This is a genomic window from Variovorax sp. HW608 (genome assembly GCF_900090195.1).
Taxonomy (GTDB): Bacteria; Pseudomonadota; Gammaproteobacteria; order Burkholderiales; family Burkholderiaceae_C; genus Variovorax.
Genome location: NZ_LT607803.1, coordinates 1,545,831 through 1,564,375, shown reverse-complemented (window position 1 = coordinate 1,564,375; position 18,545 = coordinate 1,545,831). Strand labels below are relative to the sequence as shown.

General features: G+C 62.3%; 19 protein-coding genes. 15 read left to right on the top strand and 4 right to left on the bottom strand.

The features are described 5' to 3' along the window. Positions 1-2 precede the first annotated feature (2 nt). Both VAR608DRAFT_RS07225 and VAR608DRAFT_RS07220 read right to left on the bottom strand, forming a co-directional pair. Complete coding sequence (locus VAR608DRAFT_RS07225; protein WP_088953439.1) at positions 3-770, bottom strand: amino acid ABC transporter ATP-binding protein; 768 nt, start codon at positions 768-770, stop codon at positions 3-5. Continuing rightward, positions 763-1,434 (bottom strand): helix-turn-helix domain-containing protein, encoded by a 672-nt coding sequence (locus VAR608DRAFT_RS07220; protein ID WP_088953438.1) that lies wholly within the window; start codon positions 1,432-1,434, stop codon positions 763-765. The genes VAR608DRAFT_RS07225 and VAR608DRAFT_RS07220 overlap by 8 nt, the downstream gene beginning before the upstream one ends. A gap of 126 nt (positions 1,435-1,560) precedes the next feature. On the opposite strand from VAR608DRAFT_RS07220, the gene VAR608DRAFT_RS07215 reads away from it, so the two are divergent. The 6 genes from VAR608DRAFT_RS07215 to VAR608DRAFT_RS37870 all read left to right on the top strand — a co-directional run bounded on the left by VAR608DRAFT_RS07215 (position 1,561) and on the right by VAR608DRAFT_RS37870 (position 7,334). Further along, the gene (locus VAR608DRAFT_RS07215) at positions 1,561-2,634 is read left to right on the top strand and encodes an amino acid ABC transporter substrate-binding protein (protein ID WP_197700488.1); all 1,074 of its coding nucleotides are present in this window, start codon (positions 1,561-1,563) and stop codon (positions 2,632-2,634) included. Between the two features lie 10 nt (positions 2,635-2,644). Further along, the gene (locus VAR608DRAFT_RS07210; protein WP_088953437.1) at positions 2,645-3,739 is read left to right on the top strand and encodes an ABC transporter permease subunit; all 1,095 of its coding nucleotides are present in this window, start codon (positions 2,645-2,647) and stop codon (positions 3,737-3,739) included. A 98-nt stretch (positions 3,740-3,837) separates the two neighbouring features. After that, positions 3,838-4,779 carry an amino acid ABC transporter permease gene (locus VAR608DRAFT_RS07205; RefSeq protein ID WP_157730703.1) on the top strand — a complete coding sequence of 314 codons (942 nt, stop codon included), beginning with the start codon at positions 3,838-3,840 and terminating at the stop codon, positions 4,777-4,779. Positions 4,780-4,781: 2 nt separating this feature from the next. Then, positions 4,782-5,576, top strand: a complete 795-nt coding sequence (locus tag VAR608DRAFT_RS07200; RefSeq protein WP_157730701.1) for a PhzF family phenazine biosynthesis protein — start codon at positions 4,782-4,784, stop codon at positions 5,574-5,576. A 20-nt stretch (positions 5,577-5,596) separates the two neighbouring features. Continuing rightward, the gene (locus tag VAR608DRAFT_RS07195; protein WP_088958661.1) at positions 5,597-6,541 is read left to right on the top strand and encodes an ornithine cyclodeaminase family protein; all 945 of its coding nucleotides are present in this window, start codon (positions 5,597-5,599) and stop codon (positions 6,539-6,541) included. A gap of 283 nt (positions 6,542-6,824) precedes the next feature. Further along, on the top strand, positions 6,825-7,334 hold the full coding sequence (locus VAR608DRAFT_RS37870; protein WP_231973315.1) for an H-NS histone family protein: 510 nt from the start codon (positions 6,825-6,827) through the stop codon (positions 7,332-7,334). Positions 7,335-7,415: 81 nt separating this feature from the next. Here VAR608DRAFT_RS37870 and VAR608DRAFT_RS07185 read toward each other — a convergent pair whose 3' ends face one another. Further along, entirely contained in the window at positions 7,416-7,994 is a 579-nt protein-coding gene (locus VAR608DRAFT_RS07185) for a cysteine dioxygenase (protein WP_088953434.1), read from the bottom strand. A 227-nt stretch (positions 7,995-8,221) separates the two neighbouring features. Next, positions 8,222-9,118 (bottom strand): LysR family transcriptional regulator, encoded by an 897-nt coding sequence (locus tag VAR608DRAFT_RS07180; RefSeq protein ID WP_088953433.1) that lies wholly within the window; start codon positions 9,116-9,118, stop codon positions 8,222-8,224. Between the two features lie 281 nt (positions 9,119-9,399). Here VAR608DRAFT_RS07180 and VAR608DRAFT_RS07175 point away from each other — a divergent pair, with 281 nt between their 5' ends. From VAR608DRAFT_RS07175 to VAR608DRAFT_RS37395, 9 genes are all read left to right on the top strand, one after another. Continuing rightward, entirely contained in the window at positions 9,400-9,873 is a 474-nt protein-coding gene (locus VAR608DRAFT_RS07175) for a PaaI family thioesterase (RefSeq protein WP_088953432.1), read from the top strand. 166 nt (positions 9,874-10,039) lie between these two features. After that, positions 10,040-11,257: a MalY/PatB family protein gene (locus VAR608DRAFT_RS07170; RefSeq protein ID WP_088953431.1), complete on the top strand. Its 1,218-nt coding sequence runs from the start codon at positions 10,040-10,042 to the stop codon at positions 11,255-11,257. A 278-nt stretch (positions 11,258-11,535) separates the two neighbouring features. Continuing rightward, a complete protein-coding gene (locus tag VAR608DRAFT_RS07165) occupies positions 11,536-12,735 on the top strand; it encodes a CaiB/BaiF CoA transferase family protein (protein ID WP_088953430.1) in 1,200 nt (399 codons plus the stop codon). A gap of 9 nt (positions 12,736-12,744) precedes the next feature. Continuing rightward, positions 12,745-13,950, top strand: a complete 1,206-nt coding sequence (gene acdA, locus VAR608DRAFT_RS07160) for a 3-sulfinopropanoyl-CoA desulfinase (RefSeq protein ID WP_088953429.1) — start codon at positions 12,745-12,747, stop codon at positions 13,948-13,950. 42 nt (positions 13,951-13,992) lie between these two features. After that, positions 13,993-14,337 carry a carboxymuconolactone decarboxylase family protein gene (locus tag VAR608DRAFT_RS07155; protein WP_088953428.1) on the top strand — a complete coding sequence of 115 codons (345 nt, stop codon included), beginning with the start codon at positions 13,993-13,995 and terminating at the stop codon, positions 14,335-14,337. A 114-nt stretch (positions 14,338-14,451) separates the two neighbouring features. Then, complete coding sequence (locus VAR608DRAFT_RS07150; RefSeq protein WP_088953427.1) at positions 14,452-15,474, top strand: amino acid ABC transporter substrate-binding protein; 1,023 nt, start codon at positions 14,452-14,454, stop codon at positions 15,472-15,474. 28 nt (positions 15,475-15,502) lie between these two features. Continuing rightward, on the top strand, positions 15,503-16,678 hold the full coding sequence (locus VAR608DRAFT_RS07145; RefSeq protein WP_088953426.1) for an amino acid ABC transporter permease: 1,176 nt from the start codon (positions 15,503-15,505) through the stop codon (positions 16,676-16,678). A 10-nt stretch (positions 16,679-16,688) separates the two neighbouring features. Beyond that, positions 16,689-17,795 (top strand): amino acid ABC transporter permease, encoded by a 1,107-nt coding sequence (locus tag VAR608DRAFT_RS37400; RefSeq protein ID WP_172843963.1) that lies wholly within the window; start codon positions 16,689-16,691, stop codon positions 17,793-17,795. 3 nt (positions 17,796-17,798) lie between these two features. Then, positions 17,799-18,542, top strand: coding sequence for an amino acid ABC transporter ATP-binding protein (locus VAR608DRAFT_RS37395; protein ID WP_172843813.1), 744 nt, complete (start codon positions 17,799-17,801; stop codon positions 18,540-18,542). Positions 18,543-18,545: the final 3 nt, after the last annotated feature.

The following is an 18,545-nucleotide window of genomic DNA, read 5'->3' as shown; positions in this document are numbered from 1 at the left end:
TCCTAGTGAGCAAGAATCTGGCCGAGAAAAGTCTTTGCTCGTTCGGTCTTCGGCGCATCGAAGAATTCCGCCGGTGTGCCGCTCTCGCCAATGTGTCCGTCGGCCATGAAAACGACGCGATGCGCCACCGCGCGCGCAAAACCCATCTCATGCGTGACGCATACCATCGTCATGCCGGTGTCGGCCAGTTCCACCATAACGTCCAGCACCTCCGACACCATCTCGGGGTCAAGAGCCGATGTCGGCTCATCAAACAGCATCAGCTTCGGTCGGATGTAGAGCGCCCGAGCGATGGCCACACGCTGCTGCTGCCCGCCTGAGAGCTGGCCCGGATGCTTGCGCGCGTGAGCGGCGACGTGAACCCGCTCTAGCCATTCCATCGCTGCGGCTTCGGCCGCGGCTCGGTCGCGCTTCTGTGACCAGATCGGTGCCAGCGTGCAATTTTCCAATACCGTGAGGTGCGGGAACAGGTTGAACTGCTGGAACACCATTCCGACGTCGTGGCGCACCGCTTCGACGGCCCGGGCATCTCCGAGGTCACGGCCTTCGACCCGCAGCGAACCCCGTTGGAATGGCTCCAACCCGTTGACGCAACGCACAAGCGTCGACTTGCCGGACCCCGATGGACCGCAAATGACCACCCGCTCGCGGCGCCGAATGTCGATGGACACGTTGTCGAGCACCTGATTTCGGCCGTACCACTTCGAAATCCTGGAGGCTGAGACGCTGAGTACGCGTTCGCCAGTTGTGCTGGATGTCAAGTCACTCATCACGATCCTTGTGGCGGCTCAACGCATCCCGGTCAGAGCAAATCCAGACCACCTTCGCGTCTTCCTTGCTCGTTGATACCAGCGCGTGCCCGGCTCGGCTGTCGAAGTACACACTGTCTCCCGGACCGAGCTTCAAGGGCTCGTAGTGCTCGCTGTGGAGCTCCAGCGAGCCGGAGACGACATACACAAACTCCTCGCCCTCGTGCGAAGGCAGCCCCTCGAATTCGTCCGGGCTGCGCGCCTTGATGGTCGCGGTGAGGGGTAGGAACTGCTTGCGCGCCAGATCGGCGGCCAGCGCCTCATACTCGTAGTGCTCGGACGCGTAACGCACTCCCTGGCCCCGTTTGGTGACGCCGCGCCGCCCCGCCGGCGCGGGTTCGACGCGTGGCATGAACAGTTCGGCCGCGTCGACGCCGAGCCCAACAGCCAGGCGCTGGATGGTCTCGTAGCCTGGCGAGAGCTGACCCGCCTCGATCTTGGAAAGAGTGGAAATCGCCAGGTTCGCGCGATCGGCAAGGGCGGTCAAGGTGAGACCCGCGCGGTGCCGCAGCGCCTTCACGATCGCCTCCAGCCCTACCGCCTTGACAGAAGGCTTTCCCGCGGCAGGAGCCGCCTTGGTGGGACGCTTGGCCGCACCTGCGGCTTTTCGCTGCGCTACAGACATTTCGATGCCTCGTTGCTCATCATAAAAATGTTTTCCAATAGGAAAATGTTTTGCTTATGATAGCTGCATTCTTCGGCGCTGTGCAATGCACACACCGTGCAGGGCGCGAGAAGAGGAGACAAACACATGCGAATCTCGAAGAGTCACTTCCAGGTGGCGGCGGGCGTGGCGGCAGTTGTGCTGGCAGGCATGGCGCTGACGAGCGCGCCAGCCATGGCGCAGCAAGGCAAGAGCGCACTCGATGCAATCAAGGAGCGCGGGAACCTGCGCTGCAGCGCCCATAACGGCAGCTTCGCCGGGTTCTTCGAAGTCGATGACAAGGGCAATTGGAAGGGCTTCGACATCCAGTTCTGCAAGGCGCTGGCGACCGCCATCCTCGGCTCGCCGGAGAAGGTGACCTATGTGCCGCTGAGCTGGGCCCAGCGGTTCCCTTCGCTGATCTCGGGCGACGTGGACGTCGTATTCAAGGCCACAGGCTGGACGCTCTCTCGCGACACGAAACAGAAGATCGATTTCAGCCTCCCGTACTTCATGGGTGGCTTCCAGTTCATGGTGCCGCCTTCGTCCGGAATCAAGAGCGGGAAGGAGCTCAACGGCGCCACCGTCTGCACGGCTGCAGGAACCAGCATCGAGCCGGTGCTGGCTGATTTCATGGCCACGGAGAAGGTGAAGTTCAAGGTCGTCACCTATGAGAAGAGCGAGGAGGAACGTTCTGCCTACGAGAGCGGGCGTTGCGACGCGATGGCCGGATGGGGCCCGAGCCTGGCCGTTGCGCGCGCCCAGCAGAAGGGGCTGGCCACCCACACCATCCTCCCGATCACGCTCACACTGGAGCCGATCGGCGCGGCCCTGCGCCAGGACGACAAGCGCTTTCGAGACGTGGTTGGCTGGACCATCGCGGCCATGATCCACGCCGAGGAGATCGGCATTTCCAGCGCCAACGTCGATACCGTGCGCTCGCAGGTGGCGGCCAATCCGACGGCCAACCCGGGGCTGGCCAAGTTCCTCGGAGTGCAAAAGGGCCTCGGCGCGGAGCTGGGCTTGTCGGACACCTGGGCGTACGACGTGATCAAGAAGGTCGGCAACTATGGCGAGATCTATGACCGCGAACTGGGCGCAGGCTCACCCTACAGACTGGATCGAGGCTTGAATCGACTGTGGAAGAACGGTGGTTTGATCTATTCGCCGGTGTTTGACTGAGCGATCAGCTATGGGAACGCTTGTCCGCAAGAAGCCCCGGCTCGGCATGCCGTCACTGCGCGGCGCCGTGCCGGCGCTTGCCGTGCTGGCAGCGTGCCTCATCGCCTACGCCACCGGCTCGCTTCGCTTCCTTGACGATGCGACCTCCTGGCAGCTCGGCTTCTCGGTCCTTCCGCAGGAGCCGGGAGACCCGTACTGGCGGACCTTGGGCATTTCGGTGCTCAACACGCTTGTTCTCGCCGGGGTGTCGATCGGCGCTGCGACCGTCATCGGCACCATCGTGGCGCTCCTGGCGGTCACCGGCCATCCTCTCTGGAGCCGGCTGGCCCGGGGCTACGTGCAGCTATTCCGCAATATGCCGCTGCTCGTCCAGGCCCTGTTCTGGTTTGCCTACGTCACCCACCTGCCGGCGCCGCGTCGCGCATTCGGCTTTTGGGGCATACACCTGAGCAATCGCGGGCTCAGCCTGCCCGTGCCCACGCTGGCCGGATGGGTTGTCTTGGGGGCAGCTCTGATCGGAGGCGCGGCTGCGTTGCGTGCGTCCCGAGCGTTCGAAGGCCGGTGGGTGCGTCGCGGGGCGGTGGTACTGACGTCGATGCTGTTCGTTGCTGGCCTCGCGAAATTTGCGCTCTTCGCCGGACAACCGGCGTGGGACGTGCCGCAGTTGGCAGGTTTCAACTTCGATGGTGGCCTGACGGTAGCTACCGAACTGATCGCGATGGTCATCGCGCTGTCCATGTTTGGCTCCGCATACGTCGCTGAGATCGTGCGGGGCGGCTTCGCGACGGTGCCCAAAGGCGTGATCGAAGCCGCAAGGGCGCTGGCGCTGCCGTGGTGGGCGCTGGAAGTAAAGGTCCGGGCGCCGCTGGCCCTTCGCGCCATCATCTTGCCCTTGGGCAGTCAGTACACTGTGCTGGTCAAGGCGACTTCGATCGGGCTGGCGGTAGGCTTCACCGATCTATTCGCCGTGACCATGATGTCGATCAATCAGTCGGGCCACACCGTGGCGCTGCTGTGCGTGATGACGACTGGCTTCGTCGTCCTCAATCAAGTAGTCGTTTCTGCCGCGTCCGCTCTCGATCGAGCGTTCGCCCTTCCGACATGATCAGCTTGTCGACCTCATTTGCCTTTTCCGGTCGGCGTGTGGGCTCCGCGCTTGGCACAGTGCTCGCTGTGGCACTGATCGCCTGGATTGGGTGGCACTTGGCCCGCTGGGCCGTGCTCGACGCGACCTGGCAAGCCGACTCCGCAGACCAATGCACGGCGGTCGGTGCGTGTTGGGCCGTGATTCGCGCACGCTACCGGCTATTGCTGTTCGGGCTGTATCCGCATGAAGAACAGTGGCGTGCGGCGCTTGCGTGTGGGGTGACCGTAGCGACTCTGCTCACGCTGTGTTGGCGTCGGATGTGGCAGCCTAAGGCGCTCTTGGCGCTGTTTGTCGGTGCCCCGGTGGCCTTTGTGTCGCTGATGTCCGGCGGTCTGCCCGGGCTGCCATTCGTGCCCACCGATCGCTGGGGCGGACTGGCGCTGACCTTTTTCCTCTATCTCGTGGGCATCGTCGTGGGCCTGCCATTGGGCGTCCTGCTCGCCATCTCGCGACGCAGCGAGCGCCGGGCCGTGGCGGCGACCGCCGCGTTTCTTGTGGATGCCGTGCGGACGCTGCCCATGGTGATGATCCTGTTCACGGTGGGCGTTCTGGCACCCATGGTCTTTCCTGAAGGATTCGCCGGGGACAAGCTCTGGCGTGTGGCGGTCGCCTTTGCATTCGCCTTCGGTTGCTACGAGTCGGAGATCGTGCGGGCGGGCCTGCAGGCGATTCCGACCGGGCAGGATGAGGCTGCCAAGGCCCTGGCCCTGACGCCTTACCAGCGGATGCGGCTTGTCCTTCTGCCCCAGGCGCTCACGAATGGATTGCCGGCCACCGTCAACCTGCTCGTGGCGACGTTTAAGGAAACGTCCATCGTTGCCATCATCGGCTACTTCGATTTCGCCGCTTCGGCACAAGCGGCCTACGGCAACGCGGACTGGGCTGGAGCCTACGTAGAGGTGTACCTGTTCGTCGCAGCGGTTTATTTCGGATTTGCGTCCGTGATTGGGTGGCTGGGACACCGCATCGAACATCGCGTGCGTATCGATCGGAGCTGAGCTTGAACATCGAACTCTTGCAGGTCTCTGCGTTCACGAAAACGGCCGGGCTCGGCAACGCCGCGGGCATCTGCGAATTCGAAATATGGCCTGACGATGACACCCTGTCTCGCCTTGCAAGGGCGGTGTCGCTGCCGGTGACTGCGTGCATCGTCCGGCGAGCAGACCAATTCGAGCTACGCTGGTTCTCACGGTCCGGGACCCCAGTGCGATCGATGTGCGGGCACGGCACGCTGGCCGCAGCGTTTGCGGTGTCATTGAGTGATCCGGGCTTAGCTGGCTTCACGTTCCAGACCCCTGGAGGTCCAGTGCCGGTGCGCAAGCGAGGCGACGTCTTCTACCTCGAGTTGCCACGGTGGGACGCCGTGCCCTTGGTGCCTTGGCCAGATCTGACCTCTGCTTTGAAGCTTACGCCGGTGGAACTGCTGGACGCGGGGCGCGATGTCATCGCAGTCTACGGCTCGGAAGAGGAGGTTCGAAGCCTGGAGCCCGATATGGCGCAACTCTTGGCGCTGGGGCACCGGGGCTTCATTGCCACCGCCCGGGGGCATCAGCACGACTGTGTCTCGCGCTTCTTCTGCCCATCCTTCGGGCTGGGCGTGGACGAGGATCCCGCCACGGGGTCGGCACATTGCGCGATCGCGCCCCTGTGGGCGCAACGCCTGGGCAAGTCGGTCCTTCGCGCTTATCAGGCCTCCGGCGCCGGCGGGGAGTTGATGTGCGAGGTGCGAGACCACAGCGTCGTGATCGGGGCCAGCGCGGCTCTGCAGGCACGACGACTGGTGTCGGTGCCATGACGACGGACTTGAAGCAAAGCATGCGCTTCTTCGATCAGAACGCGACTTGCGAGGCACTTCCGTTCAAGTCCCTGATCGAGAGCTTGCGGTCGACGTTTCGAGGCGGGTGCAGCGTGCCCGATCGGCATGTGCACAGCATCAAGGGGCTCACGGGGCAGGGCACGTCCCTCATCATGCCCGCCTGGAATGGGCAATATTTCGGCGTCAAGACGGTCAACGTGTTTCCCGGCAACGCCTCGTTGAGCAGGCCTGCATTGCATTCCACCTACCAGTTGTTCGACGCGAATACAGGCGTTCCCATTGCCCAGATGGATGGCGATGTGATCACCGCCCGTAGAACGGCGGCAGCGTCAGCGCTGGCAGCGTCCTACCTGGCCCGCGCTACCGCAAAGAGGCTGTTGGTCGTGGGCGCAGGGCGCGTCGCCAGTCTGCTTCCGGAAGCCTACCTCGAGGTGTTCGACCTGGACGAGATTGCCGTGTGGAGCCGAGACCGGTCCAAATTGGCGGCGATGGTCCAAACGCTTCGCTGCAAGGGGTTGAATGTCATCGAGGCGGGTGACTTGGCCGAGGGCGTCCGTCGCGCTGACATCGTCAGCTGCGCCACGCTCGCAACGATCCCCATCGTTCAAGGCGCGTGGCTTCGACCGGGGAGCCATTTGGATCTCATCGGCAGCTTCACGCCGGAAATGCGAGAAGCGGACGATGACGCGTTCACCTGTGCCCACGTGTTCGTGGACACGGAGGAAGCGCTGAAGAAGAGTGGCGATCTCTTGGGACCATTTGCGACTGGTGCGCTTGCAAGATCCGACATTCGCGGGACACTGCGCGAGCTGTGTCTCGGCATTCGGCCTTGGCGATCAGACGTAGGCGTTCGGACCATCTTCAAGTCTGTTGGAACGGCGCTTGAGGATCTAGCAGCTGCAATACAGGTCTACGAACATTGTGATTCGTTGCCTGATGAATAGCCCGAATTCGAAGAAGGCGCTAGCAGGCCATCCGTCGGCGAAAACCTCTGACAAAGGCTGATCTTGGAGCTCGTCCACCAGGGCGAGGCCTGGGTCGTTTCGAGCATGAATTGGGGAATTCGCGCGACAAGGAATCCGAAATTCTCACGGCGCCAGCGCCGACATATGACGAATGCGTTTGCATGCAAGAGAACTAGAGTCCGCCATGGAGCGCCAAGTTCGCTCGGTATCGAAATAAAAAACGACTAAGCTAGCGGACCTGTTCTTTTAGAAAGAAGTCCCTATGGCTCAGACTTACGCACAGATTCAGAAGCAAATCGCGACGTTGCAGCAGAAGGCCGATGTCATTCGCGCGAAGGAAGTCGGTGGTGTCATCGATCGCATCAAGGTTGCGATCGCCCATTACGAATTGTCACCTGAGCAACTGTTCGGCGGCAGGAGCTCGACGAAGAAGACCGCCAGCAGAGGCGTGGCCAAGAAAGGCGGACGAATTTCTTACAGCGATGGCAACGGAAACACCTGGGGCGGCTGGGGCAAGCGGCCGACCTGGCTGCGTGAAGCGCTCGCTGCGGGCAAACGCCTGGAAGACTTTCAGGTCGGCACGCCGGTCGCGAACAACGCAACGAAAGCTGCAAAGAATCCGTCGAAGAAGACGGGCCAAAAGCGTCGGCCATCAACCGTGCTATATCGCGACGGCGCGGGTAAGTCCTGGACCGGTCGCGGCCCTCGACCGCGATGGCTGAAGGAAGCCATCGCTGGCGGTAAGTCATTGGAAGATCTGCGGGCCTCCTGATAACACTGGAGCCCCAGTCCTACGCCGAACTTGGCGAGCGATGGAGATGGTTCAACTCCGATGCGCGCGAGGCGGTGTCACCTACAGCGAAGTCTCGGCTTCATTGGAGTAGCCAGAGACGAATGGCTTGCGCATGCTCGTCTTCGGATCGAAGACGTGCCGCGAAATTCGTCCGATATTCCCTCCATAGACATGGACGCTGATCGACACGCGATCCTCGAACTTGTTCGAAACCCGGTGGGTATCGCCGACTCGCGGTGAGAGGCTCTCGACAGTTCCTGGATTGAGGTCTTGGGTTCCGAGCGACTGCATGGGCTGCCCCGGAAGGCCGACCTCAAAAGACTCGGCGCGCTCTCCGCCTCTCAACATGCCAATGAGGGCCCAGACCGTGTGATTGTGAATCGGGGTTTTCTGGCCAGGACCCCATACAAAACTGACAACAGAAAACCGGTCGTCCGGATCGGCATGAAGCAAGTATTGCTGATAGTACTGCGGATCCGGCTGCGCGTACCGGTCTGGCAGCCAATCGTCGCGGCCGATAAGTTCAGCAAGGAGCTGGCGTCCCTTGCTCAAAACTTGGGTCTCGTCGCCGGAGGATTCGTCGACAAGCCGCGTGAAGTCACGCACGAAGTGATCAAAACGGGGGGATGGAACCTGCATTGTGTGTCTCCGAGTGGCAGATGTCGCGCCAGAGGCCCCAGTCCTCTCCAAGGGACTTGGTTACGACGTGGGCTCTCGATCAATTGTCGTTTCATGCACGTTCATAAGCAATTGAGACTACTTTCAACATATGGGGCTGTTCTGCCCGTCATCGCGCTTGACTTCCATGCCCACGCCCGAGCCGATGGGCTGACCGAGCGCGAGGCGGAACGCTGTCGCGAGAAAATCTAGCGAGATGCAGATTTGAGGCTGGCGTGGTATTTGCGCGTCTCCTGCCAGAAAGCATGGGCGACGGGCGAAAGGCGACTCTCATTCAAGCACACCAGCCCAATGCGTCTTGAAGTGCCAGGGGCAAGAGGGCGAAAGACGGTACCTTCGTATTGATCTGGGAGCGCCAGCTTTGCGAGGACGGAAATGCCTTTTCCACTCGCGACCAGTTCCAGTATCGACATCAGCTGAAGCAGTTCGTAGTTGACTCGCGGGCGCAGTCCGTGCCTGGAGAACAGTTTGGTAACCAGGGCTTGCGACCCTGCTCGGGTCAGGATGAATGGATCGGCTGTCATCTCGTTGAGTGGAACCGTATCCAGTTTGGCCAGTGGATGGCCGGACGGCAAAACAGCCACGAGTTCGTCAATGGCGAGGGTCTGCGAATCGAAGTCCGCCTTTGGGAGCGTCACGGCTGCGAGTTCCAGGCGGCGCTCGATCAGATCTCGTGACGTTTGCTCATCCGGTTTTTCAGTGACCATCACCTCAACACCCGGATAGCGTGCCCTGAACCGCTCCAGCAGCGGAGGAAGGACCCTGATCGTGGCGCTTGCACCGAACGATCCCAGGCGTAGCAACCCGGTCTTGAGTTCTGCCCCGGCCAGCGCCGTGGCCTGTACCAGCTGAAGAGACGCGAAGACATCTCGCACGTGCGGAAGAACATGTTCCCCCGTGTAGGTAAGAGCGACCCCTGGCGCGTTCCGATCGACCAACTCCGTTCCGAGTGCGGTCTCCAACGCGCGCAGCGCGTGACTGGTCGCGGAGGGCGACATGCCGAGCTTCGCGCCAGCGCCCGCAATGCCGTCGGAAGAGACGAGTGCCAGTAGAAGTTCGAGCTGCCGGAGAGTGGGTGTGGCCATGCCGCCTTCCTTGAATGTGATTTCAACTGCTTTCGTTCTTAATGAATATTACTGCCGGTTCGGCGCTGCATGCAAGTCGAGGATCGGATGGTAGGGGCGGGTACCGAGCCGGCGTGCGGAGGCCCTGATGATCTCTTTCTAGTTGAGCTGAAATTCAATTGTTTTTGAATTTGATGAAACATACGATGCAAGGGAGTTTGCGGCTTCGAGGCAAAGAATCAACTGGCTCCATACCAGGCTTCTTCGCGCCGCCATTTGATCCTCTGCAAGGAGACAGACAGATGTCTACACAGGCAATACAGGACTTCTACCCGCCAGCGTTTGCTCATTGCTACGGCTGCGGCCCGAGCAATCAGCATGGCCATCATCTGAAGAGCCATCTCGTTGGCAATGAGACGGTTGCGAGATTCACGCCCGATGCCAGGTACAGCGGTGGAGTCCCGGACCACGTCTACGGGGGGTTGATCGCGTCGCTTCTCGACTGCCACGGGGCTGCTTCCGCCGCTGCGTATGCATACCAGAAGGAAGGACGGGAAATCGGCGATGGTGCGGAGCCGATCCGCTTCGTGACGGCGTCGCTGAAGGTCGACTTCAAGCGACCCACCCCGCTCGGCGTCGAACTTCTCGTGAGGGGAAGGCTTCGCTCGCTGGAGGGAAGAAAGGCATGGATCGATCTGGTGCTCACGGCCGGCGAATTCACATGTGCAACAGGGGAAATGCTGGCCATTCGGCTGCCTGAGCGCCCCGGCGCTTGATCCAGTTCCCGGCCTGACGCCTTCATGCACGGTGACTTGCGTGGCAATGCCTGAATCCGCAGATCTCGGAAGGGATTGACGCCTTCGCTCATCGTGTGCCCCTCGCCCACTCTCAAGGCCATGGGCTACTTATCGCCAATGACACGCCAAGTGAAGGAACCCCTGTATGTTGGATCGCACTGTGATAACCGACACCAAATTCGACTTCGACACCGTGGTGGACCGCACCCGCAGCAACTCCATCAAATGGGGTGCGCCGTGCGCATCGCTCACGCCGGGGCAGGCCGCCGCCAACCCGTTGCCCATGTGGATCGCGGACATGGACTTCAAGTCGCCACCCGCGGTGATCGCCGCGCTGCACGAAGCCGTGTCCCATGGCGTGTATGGCTATCCCATTGGCGCGACCAAGGGCTATCTGGATGCAGTCACTGCATGGCAGCGTGATCGCTTCGGCTGGGACGCGTCCAACGAATGGGTCGTGCCGATCGCCAGCGTCATCGCCGCGCTCAAGACCATTGTTCAGGCGTTTTCGCGACCCGGCGATTCGGTGTTGATTCAGCCTCCGGTATATGTGCATTTTCACAACGACGTGCACATCAACGGTCGTCATGTGGTCACCGCGCCGCTGCGATTCGATGGCAGCCGCTATCGCTTCGACGCCAGGCAGTTCGAATCTGCGATTCGTGATGACACCAAGATCTTCATCCTCTGCAATCCGCACAACCCCACGGGGAATGTGTGGAGCGAGGAAGAATTGCGCACTATGGGCGAGATCTGCCTGCGTCATGGCATCCTGGTGATTGCCGACGAAATCCATTGCGACTTCGTCTTCGCCAAGGGCTGCAAGCACACGCCGTTCGCGTCCCTTGATCCGCGTCTTGCGCACAACAGCATCACCTGCACGTCGGCCAGCAAGACCTTCAACCTCGCAGGCCTTCAATGCGGCAACATGTTCATTCCCGACAAGGCCAAGCGCGCCGAGATCGTGCGTGTTCTCGATCGCAACTACAACACGCGCGTGAACCTGCTCGGCATGGTTGCCACCGAGGCCGCATTCACGAACGGCGGCCCCTGGGTGGATGCGATGGTGGACTACGTCGCGGCCAACCAGCGGCACTTCGCGCGCTGCATCAATGGACTTGGCGGTGGAGTGAAGGCCATTGAGATGGACTCGCTCTACCTTGCCTGGATGGACTGCCGTGAGCTCGGCATGACGCCTGCAGAGCTGGAGGACTTCATGCTGGTGAAGGGCCGCGTGTGGCTGGACAAGGGCCCCAAGTTCGGCCCGGAAGGACATGGATTCATGCGTGCCAACTTGGGATGCTCACGCAAGATGGTGGACCAAGCCATCGAGAGCATGACTGCAGCGCTCGCCAGGGGCTGAGCGCGATTCCGGCAGGCGAATACCTGGAACAGTCGCCTCAACCGCCACAGGAAGATTGCGTCGGCGTCGCATCGACTGAACAACGTTCGATCTTCTTTTCGTGCATCTCTATGTTGAAGAGATTCTCAATTGATGCTGAACGGTGTGGAGTTTAAATTTCATCCGACCGAACACAGGAGCAGGAAACACATGGAGTCGTCTAGTCCTTTCCGCAAATGCAGGCCACTGACACGCCTTCTCAATCGCCGAGCCGTCGGATGTTCAGGAGGTGGTGCGGCATGAGCGCCGTTCAGAAGGCGGCTCTTGCCGGAATCAAGGTTCTGGACCTTTCCCGCATCCTGGCGGGACCCACCGCGGCCCAGGTGCTGGGCGACCTGGGGGCGGATGTTGTCAAGGTCGAGAGGCCTGGCGAAGGGGACGACACGCGCAAGTGGGGACCCCCCTATGTGTTGGGAGCCTCGGGGAAGGAAACGAAGGAAAGTGCCTACTACCTCTCGGCGAATCGGAACAAGCGCTCGATCGCGATCGACATCAGTTCGCAATCGGGCCAGGACCTGGTGCACCAGTTGATCGCACAGGCCGATGTGCTCCTCGAAAACTACAAGGTCGGCGGTCTTTCCAAGTACGGATTGGCCTACGAGCAGATCAAGTCCCGCTATCCCCGGCTCATCTATTGCTCGGTGACGGGTTTCGGCCAGACCGGCCCCTACGCGAGCAGGCCTGGGTACGACTTCCTGATCCAGGGCATGGGGGGCATCATGAGCCTGACCGGCGAGCCCCAAGGCGAACCCATGAAAGTCGGGGTCGGCATCGCGGACGTCATGACCGGCATGTACGCGACTGTCGGCATTCTCGCCGCGTTGCGGCATCGCGAGAAGACCGGCGAAGGGCAGCACATCGACGTCTCCCTTCTCGACACGCAGATCTCCTGGCTCGTCAACGCGGCAACCAACTACCTGAGCGACAGGCAGCTACCGGAGCGGCTGGGTAACGGCCATCCGAACATCGTCCCCTACCAGGTGTTCTCCACCGCGGATGCGCCAATGATCCTTGCGGTGGGGAACGACTCCCAGTTTCGCCGCTTCTGCGAAGTGGCGGGCGTATCGCATCTGGCATCGGACGAGCGGTATGCGACCAATCCGATGCGAATCCGCAACCGGGTTGCGCTGTGTGAACTGGTCGACGAAGCACTCAAGAAGCGAGTTCGCTCGGAATGGCTGCGTGAGCTTGATGCCGTCGGGGTCCCCTGCGGACCGGTGAACAACTTGGAAGAAGTGTTCGCGGACCCGCATGTGAAAGCGCGTGGAGCGGAGTTGAGCATGCCCTGCGAGTGGGCGGATGGCGGCGAGATCCGCCTTCTGGCGAACCCTCTTCGGATGTCCGCGACGCCCCCGAGCTACAGACGTCCACCCCCCCGGCTTGACGAGCATGCCGCCGAAGTGCTGGCCGATTGGCTTGAAAAGCGTGAAACGACCTAGGAGAACTCAATGTACGACCTCACCCCTGAACAACTGAAGCTGCAAGCACAAGCGCGTGAGCTTGCGCAGACTGTATTTGCCCCCGCCGCTGCAAATACGGATCAAACCGAACAGTACCCCTGGGACAACGTAGCGCAGCTGCGCGATGCGGGCTTCATGGGCATGACATTGCCCAAGCGCTTGGGCGGCCGCGGCCTGTCCTATCTGGACACGGTGATCGTCATCGAGGAGATGGCCAAGGCCTGCGCCACGATGGGGCGTATCACGGTGGAAGCCAACATGGGTGCCATCGGCGCCATCGCGAAGTACGGTTCGGAGGAACAGTTGAAGCTGGCGGCCAGCCTGGTCCTTGCGGGCGACAAGCCTGCGATCTGTATCTCGGAGCCCAATGCCGGCAGCGCCGCCAGCGAGATGACGACACGTGCCGACAGGAAAGGCGACCACTACATCCTCAACGGCGAGAAGTACTGGATCACCGGTGGCGGCGTTTCGAAGCTGCACCTGATCTTCGCTCGCGTGTTCGAGGACGGCGTTGAGCAAGGCATTGGCGCCTTCATCTGCGTACGGGACGACAACGGACCAGCAGAACTCGTTGTGGGCCGGCGCTTGTATGCCATGGGGGTTCGCGGCATTCCGGAAACTCACATTGAGTTTCGCGACCTAAAGATCCACAAATCGATGATGGTCAGCCTGCCGGGGGGCCTGAAGCGCGGCTTCGCCGCACTCATGACCGCCTACAACGCGCAGCGTGTCGGTGCAGGCACCGTGGCTCTGGGCATCGCACAGGGTGCTTTCGAGGAAGGCATGGCCTACCTCAAGTCCCGGCACCAGTTCGGCCGCCCCATCGCTGAATTCCAAGGTCTGCAGTGGATGCTGGCCGACATGTCCACCCAACTCGAGGCCGCGCGGCTGTTGCTGCGTTCTGCCGCCGCCAGCGGCGCGGAGTTCCCGGACATCGACAAAGCTGCACGGGCCAAGATTTTCGCGGCGGAAACGGCCAACAAGGTCACGAACGACGCACTCCAGTTCTACGGCTCATCCGGCTACGGGCGGCACAACCCGATGGAGCGCCATGTGCGTGATGCCCGGATGTTCACCATCGCTGGCGGCACAGCGCAGATTCTTCGCACGCAGGTCGCTTCCAAGCTGCTCGAGATGAAGCTGCCTCAGACGCGCGACGGCTATCTCAAGGCTGCGCAGGGCAGCCCGGCCTGAAGCATTTCGCCCATCCCGCACCACCAACTCAAGGAAAACTCCATGCTCAACAACTGGATCGAACAACTCAAGAACCTTCGCGGCTCCGCCGGTGCGCTGGCCAAAGCGAATCCCAAGCTGATTGCCGGCTTCCAGGGATTGAATGCTGCCCAGAACGGCGCGGGCGCGCTCGATGCGAAAACTCGGGAGCTGATCGCACTTGCGGTTGCGGTCACCACCCGATGCGACGGGTGCATTGCTTCCCACGCGAACGCGGCACGCACCGCCGGCGCTACCGAAGCGGAGCTTAGCGACGCGTTGGGCACCGCGATCGCGCTGAATGCGGGGGCGGCCTACGTCTATTCGGTGCGGGCGATGGAGGCATTCGGCCAGTTCGAGGCCAAGTGACCGAACGTGTGTGCCGGTCGAGCGATGCATTCCCAGAGTGCGGATTCAGCTCGCCGCTGCCTGCGGACAGAGTCCGCCAGAAATTTCTTCACAACTATTCCCAGGAGACAAGATATGTTCAAGAACTTGGCGTTGTGCGCTGCCGCCGCAGCCGCTTTCGTTGCCTTGCCGGCCCATGCCGGCAAGACGCTGGACACGATCAAGCAGCGCGGCCAGGTCGTCTGCGGCGTGAATACCGGCCTGGTGGGGCTCTCGCAGGCGGATAGCAACGGCCGCTGGAGCGGGCTGGATGTCGATGTGTGTCGGGCCATCACCGCTGCAGTGCTGGATGACCCGAACAAGGTGAAGTGGGTGCCGCTGACCGCGCCGCAGCGCTTCACCGCGCTGCAGTCCGGCGAGGTCGACATCCTGACGCGCAACGTCACATGGACGCTGTCGCGCGACGCGTCGCTCGGCCTGCAGTTCACGGGTGCGACCTACTACGACGGCCAGGGCTTCATGGTGCCAGCGAAGGCGAATATCAAGAGCGCCAAGCAGCTCAAGGGCGCCACGGTGTGCGTCGAGTCCGGCACGACCAGCGAGAAGAACCTGACCGACTTCTCCCGCGCCCATAACCTGAACATCAAGCCGATCGTGTTCCAGGATCTGTCCGCGTCCACCGCCGCCTACTTCTCCGGACGGTGCACCGCATACACCAGCGATGCCACGGTGCTCGCTTCCGTCCGCCTGAAGGAAGCCAAGGATCCAAAGGAGCACGTGATTCTGTCGGATCTGATCTCGAAGGAGCCGCTCAGCCCGGCGGTGCGGCGCGGGGATGACGAGTGGTTCGCGATTGCGAAATGGGTCGTGTTCGGCCTGATCGAAGCGGAGGAGTACGGGATCACGCAGAAGAACGTCGACAGCATGCTTGCCACGAGCAACGACCCTGCCGTGATGCGCATCCTCGGCAAGTCCGAGGACACCGGCAAGCTGCTCGGCCTCGACAAGGACTGGATGCTCAGGGCGATCAAGGCGGTGGGCAACTACGGCGAGATCTTCGAGCGCAATCTCGGGCCGAGCACGGCGCTGAACCTGTCGCGCGGGCTCAACAACCTGTGGAGCAACGGCGGCATCCTGTACGCCCCGCCGATCCGCTGAGCCGGCGACCCCAACGAAGGACGAAGCCATGGTCGGCCGAGCCCCAGCAAGACGCCGCGACTGGTCGTGGCGCAGCCAGGCCTTTCGCGGCCTGGTCTACCAGGTCCTGACCGTGACGCTGCTCGGCGTCGGCGTCTGGTATCTCTCGCACAACACGCTGGCCAACATGGCCGCACGCGGCATCCAGAGCGGATTCGACTTTCTGCGGCAAGTCGCCGGCTTCGACATCGGCGAGTCGCTGATGCCGTATGACTCGCTTGATCCCTACTGGAAGGCGTTCGTCGTCGGCATCCTCAATACGCTGCGGGTTGCTGTGATCGGCATCGTGCTCGCCACGGTGCTCGGTACGCTGCTCGGCGTGGGCCGTTTCTCGCACAACGCAATCGTGCGTGGCTTCTGCTACGGCTACGTCGAGCTCTTTCGCAATGTGCCGGTGCTGCTGCAGTTGCTCATGTGGTATTTGCTCGTCACCGAGTGGCTGCCGTCGCCCGACGCGGCGCTCGGGCTCGGTCCGTTCCGACTGAGCAAAGAGGGGCTGTCGTTCCCGGTGCCCGTGTGGGAGGCCGGCCACGCCTTCGCCGCCGCGGGGGCGGTCGCGGGGCTTCTTGCGGCTTGGCTGTATCGCCGGTGGGCTCGCCGCGATTTCGATGCCACCGGCCGCCCGCATCGCCCGGCTCCAATGTCGCTCGCGATTGTCATCGGCGCCACTGTGCTCGGCTGGCTCGCCGGCGGCGCGCCGACCGGGTGGAGCATTCCGGCGCTGGACGGCTTCCAGCTGCAAGGCGGCGCGTCGGCCACGCCCGAGTTCCTCGGGCTGCTGGTTGGCCTGGTGCTCTACACGTCGGCCTTCATCGCGGAGGTGGTTCGCGCCGGCATCGCGTCGGTCTCGCACGGGCAGATCGAGGCCGCCGGCTGCCTCGGGCTGTCTAAGCGGCAGGCCATGCGGCTGGTGATCCTGCCTCAGGCGTTGCGCGTGATCATTCCACCGATCACCAGCCAGTACCTGAACCTCACCAAGAACTCATCGCTCGCGGTGGCGATCGGCTACCCCGACGTGGTGTCCATCGCCAACACGTCGCTCAACCAGACCGGCCGGGCCGTCGAGTGCATCGCAATCGTCATGGCGGTGTACCTGTGCACGTCGCTATCGACGTCGGGCTTCATGAACTGGTACAACCGCCGCGCGGCGGTCAAGGAGCGCTAGCGTGGCTGCCATCGTCAGTGACACCTTTCATTCGATTGGGCCACGGGAAGCGCCGGTCAAGACCGAGGGGCTGGTGCCGTGGATCCGCGTCAACCTGTTCGGCAACCTCTGGAGCTCGCTCGCCACGGTGGCCGCGCTGCTGCTGCTCGGCTACGCCGCCACCCGATTGGTCGGATGGGGCCTGGTCAACGCGGTCTTCGCACCCGATGCCGAGCTCTGCCAGGCCGCACGCGGCCAAGGCGCCTGCTGGGGCGTGGTCAGCGAAAAATTCCGCTTCATCGTCTTCGGCCGCTATCCCCATGAGGAGCATTGGCGGCCGCTGCTGGCCACCGTGCTGCTGATCGCGCTGCTGGTGACCAGTTGCATCCGCTGGTTCTGGAGGCCGTGGCTCGCCGCGCTGTGGGTGGTCGTCGTGCCATTGTTCTTCCTGCTGATGCGCGGCGATGCCTTCGCTCTGGCCTACGTGCCCACCGACTTGTGGGGCGGTCTGCCGCTCACCGTCATGCTGGCCACCTTCGGCATCGTGCTCGCGTTTCCGCTGGCCATCGTGGTGGCGCTCGGCCGGCGCTCCAACCTGCCGGCGATCCGTTCGCTGTGCATCGTCTACGTCGAGATGGTGCGCGGTGTCCCCCTGATCTCGGTGCTGTTCATGGCATCGTTCATGTTCCCGTTGTTCATGCCGGCGGGCAAGTCGCCCGACGTCCTGATCCGGGTGCTTGTGGGGATCACGCTGTTCTCGGCTGCCTACCTGGCTGAGGTGGTGCGCGGCGGGTTGCAGGCCCTGCCCAAAGGACAGATCGAGGCGGCGCAGACGCTCGGCCTGTCGTACTGGCAGACGCAGCGCAAGATCGTGCTGCCGCAGGCCCTGGCGCTCGTGGTGCCGGGCATCGTGAACAGCTTCATCGGGATCTTCAAGGACACGTCACTCGTGACCATCGTGTCGCTGTACGAGTTGACGGGCGCGATGAACCTGGCACTCAACTCGGACGCCAGCTGGCGGCCTTTCAAGATCGAGGCCTACCTGTTCATCGTCCTCATCTATTTCATCTTCTGCTTCTCCATGTCGCGATACAGCCTGTGGATCGAGAAGCAGGTCGGCCGCAGCAAGGTACGTTAATCCATGAACGAATCGATCATCAGCTTCGAAAAGGTCAACAAGTGGTACGGCAACAGCTTCCACGTGTTGCGCGACATCGACCTCCAGGTGCGCACCGGTGAGCGCATCGTCATATGCGGCCCGTCGGGGTCGGGCAAGAGCACGCTGATCCGGTGCATCAACCGCCTCGAGGAGCACCAGGAGGGCACCATCCGCGTCGATGGTCTCGAGCTGTCGGACGATATCAAGGCTATCGAGAAGGTGCGCAAGCAGGTGGGCATGGTGTTCCAGCAGTTCAACCTGTTCCCGCACCTCACCGTGCTCGAAAACCTCACGCTGTCGCCAATGTGGGTCATGAAGATGCCCAGGGCCGAGGCTGAGGAGCGCGCGATGCAGCAGCTCAAGCGCGTGCGCATCGCCGAACAGTGCGACAAGTATCCGCTTCAGCTATCGGGAGGCCAGCAGCAGCGCGTGGCGATCGCCCGCGCGCTGTGCCTGAAGCCCAGGATCCTGCTGTTCGACGAACCGACCTCCGCGCTCGACCCCGAGATGATCAAGGAAGTGCTCGACGTGATGACCGAACTGGCCAGCCAGGGCATCACGATGCTGTGCGTCACGCACGAGATGGGTTTCGCCAAGGCCGTGGCGGACCGTGTGATCTTCATGGACCAGGGCCAAATCGTCGAGCAGAACACGCCGCACGAGTTCTTCGGCAATCCGCGTAACGAGCGCAGTCGAGACTTCCTGTCGAAGATCCTCGGACACTGAGGC

What these genes read in the sequence shown, in the direction of transcription:
- VAR608DRAFT_RS07215 (WP_197700488.1), top strand. Translation starts at nt 1,561, where the DNA reads ATGCGAATCTCGAAGAGTCACTTCCAGGTGGCGGCGGGCGTGGCGGCA.
- VAR608DRAFT_RS07180 (WP_088953433.1), bottom strand. Translation starts at nt 9,118, where the DNA reads ATGGCCACACCCACTCTCCGGCAGCTCGAACTTCTACTGGCACTCGTC.
- VAR608DRAFT_RS07185 (WP_088953434.1), bottom strand. Translation starts at nt 7,994, where the DNA reads ATGCAGGTTCCATCCCCCCGTTTTGATCACTTCGTGCGTGACTTCACG.
- VAR608DRAFT_RS07155 (WP_088953428.1), top strand. Translation starts at nt 13,993, where the DNA reads ATGCTCAACAACTGGATCGAACAACTCAAGAACCTTCGCGGCTCCGCC.
- VAR608DRAFT_RS07170 (WP_088953431.1), top strand. Translation starts at nt 10,040, where the DNA reads ATGTTGGATCGCACTGTGATAACCGACACCAAATTCGACTTCGACACC.
- VAR608DRAFT_RS07210 (WP_088953437.1), top strand. Translation starts at nt 2,645, where the DNA reads ATGGGAACGCTTGTCCGCAAGAAGCCCCGGCTCGGCATGCCGTCACTG.
- VAR608DRAFT_RS07220 (WP_088953438.1), bottom strand. Translation starts at nt 1,434, where the DNA reads ATGTCTGTAGCGCAGCGAAAAGCCGCAGGTGCGGCCAAGCGTCCCACC.
- VAR608DRAFT_RS37395 (WP_172843813.1), top strand. Translation starts at nt 17,799, where the DNA reads ATGAACGAATCGATCATCAGCTTCGAAAAGGTCAACAAGTGGTACGGC.
- VAR608DRAFT_RS07195 (WP_088958661.1), top strand. Translation starts at nt 5,597, where the DNA reads ATGCGCTTCTTCGATCAGAACGCGACTTGCGAGGCACTTCCGTTCAAG.
- VAR608DRAFT_RS07150 (WP_088953427.1), top strand. Translation starts at nt 14,452, where the DNA reads ATGTTCAAGAACTTGGCGTTGTGCGCTGCCGCCGCAGCCGCTTTCGTT.
- VAR608DRAFT_RS37870 (WP_231973315.1), top strand. Translation starts at nt 6,825, where the DNA reads ATGGCTCAGACTTACGCACAGATTCAGAAGCAAATCGCGACGTTGCAG.
- VAR608DRAFT_RS07175 (WP_088953432.1), top strand. Translation starts at nt 9,400, where the DNA reads ATGTCTACACAGGCAATACAGGACTTCTACCCGCCAGCGTTTGCTCAT.
- VAR608DRAFT_RS07225 (WP_088953439.1), bottom strand. Translation starts at nt 770, where the DNA reads ATGAGTGACTTGACATCCAGCACAACTGGCGAACGCGTACTCAGCGTC.
- VAR608DRAFT_RS07165 (WP_088953430.1), top strand. Translation starts at nt 11,536, where the DNA reads ATGAGCGCCGTTCAGAAGGCGGCTCTTGCCGGAATCAAGGTTCTGGAC.
- acdA (WP_088953429.1), top strand. Translation starts at nt 12,745, where the DNA reads ATGTACGACCTCACCCCTGAACAACTGAAGCTGCAAGCACAAGCGCGT.
- VAR608DRAFT_RS07145 (WP_088953426.1), top strand. Translation starts at nt 15,503, where the DNA reads ATGGTCGGCCGAGCCCCAGCAAGACGCCGCGACTGGTCGTGGCGCAGC.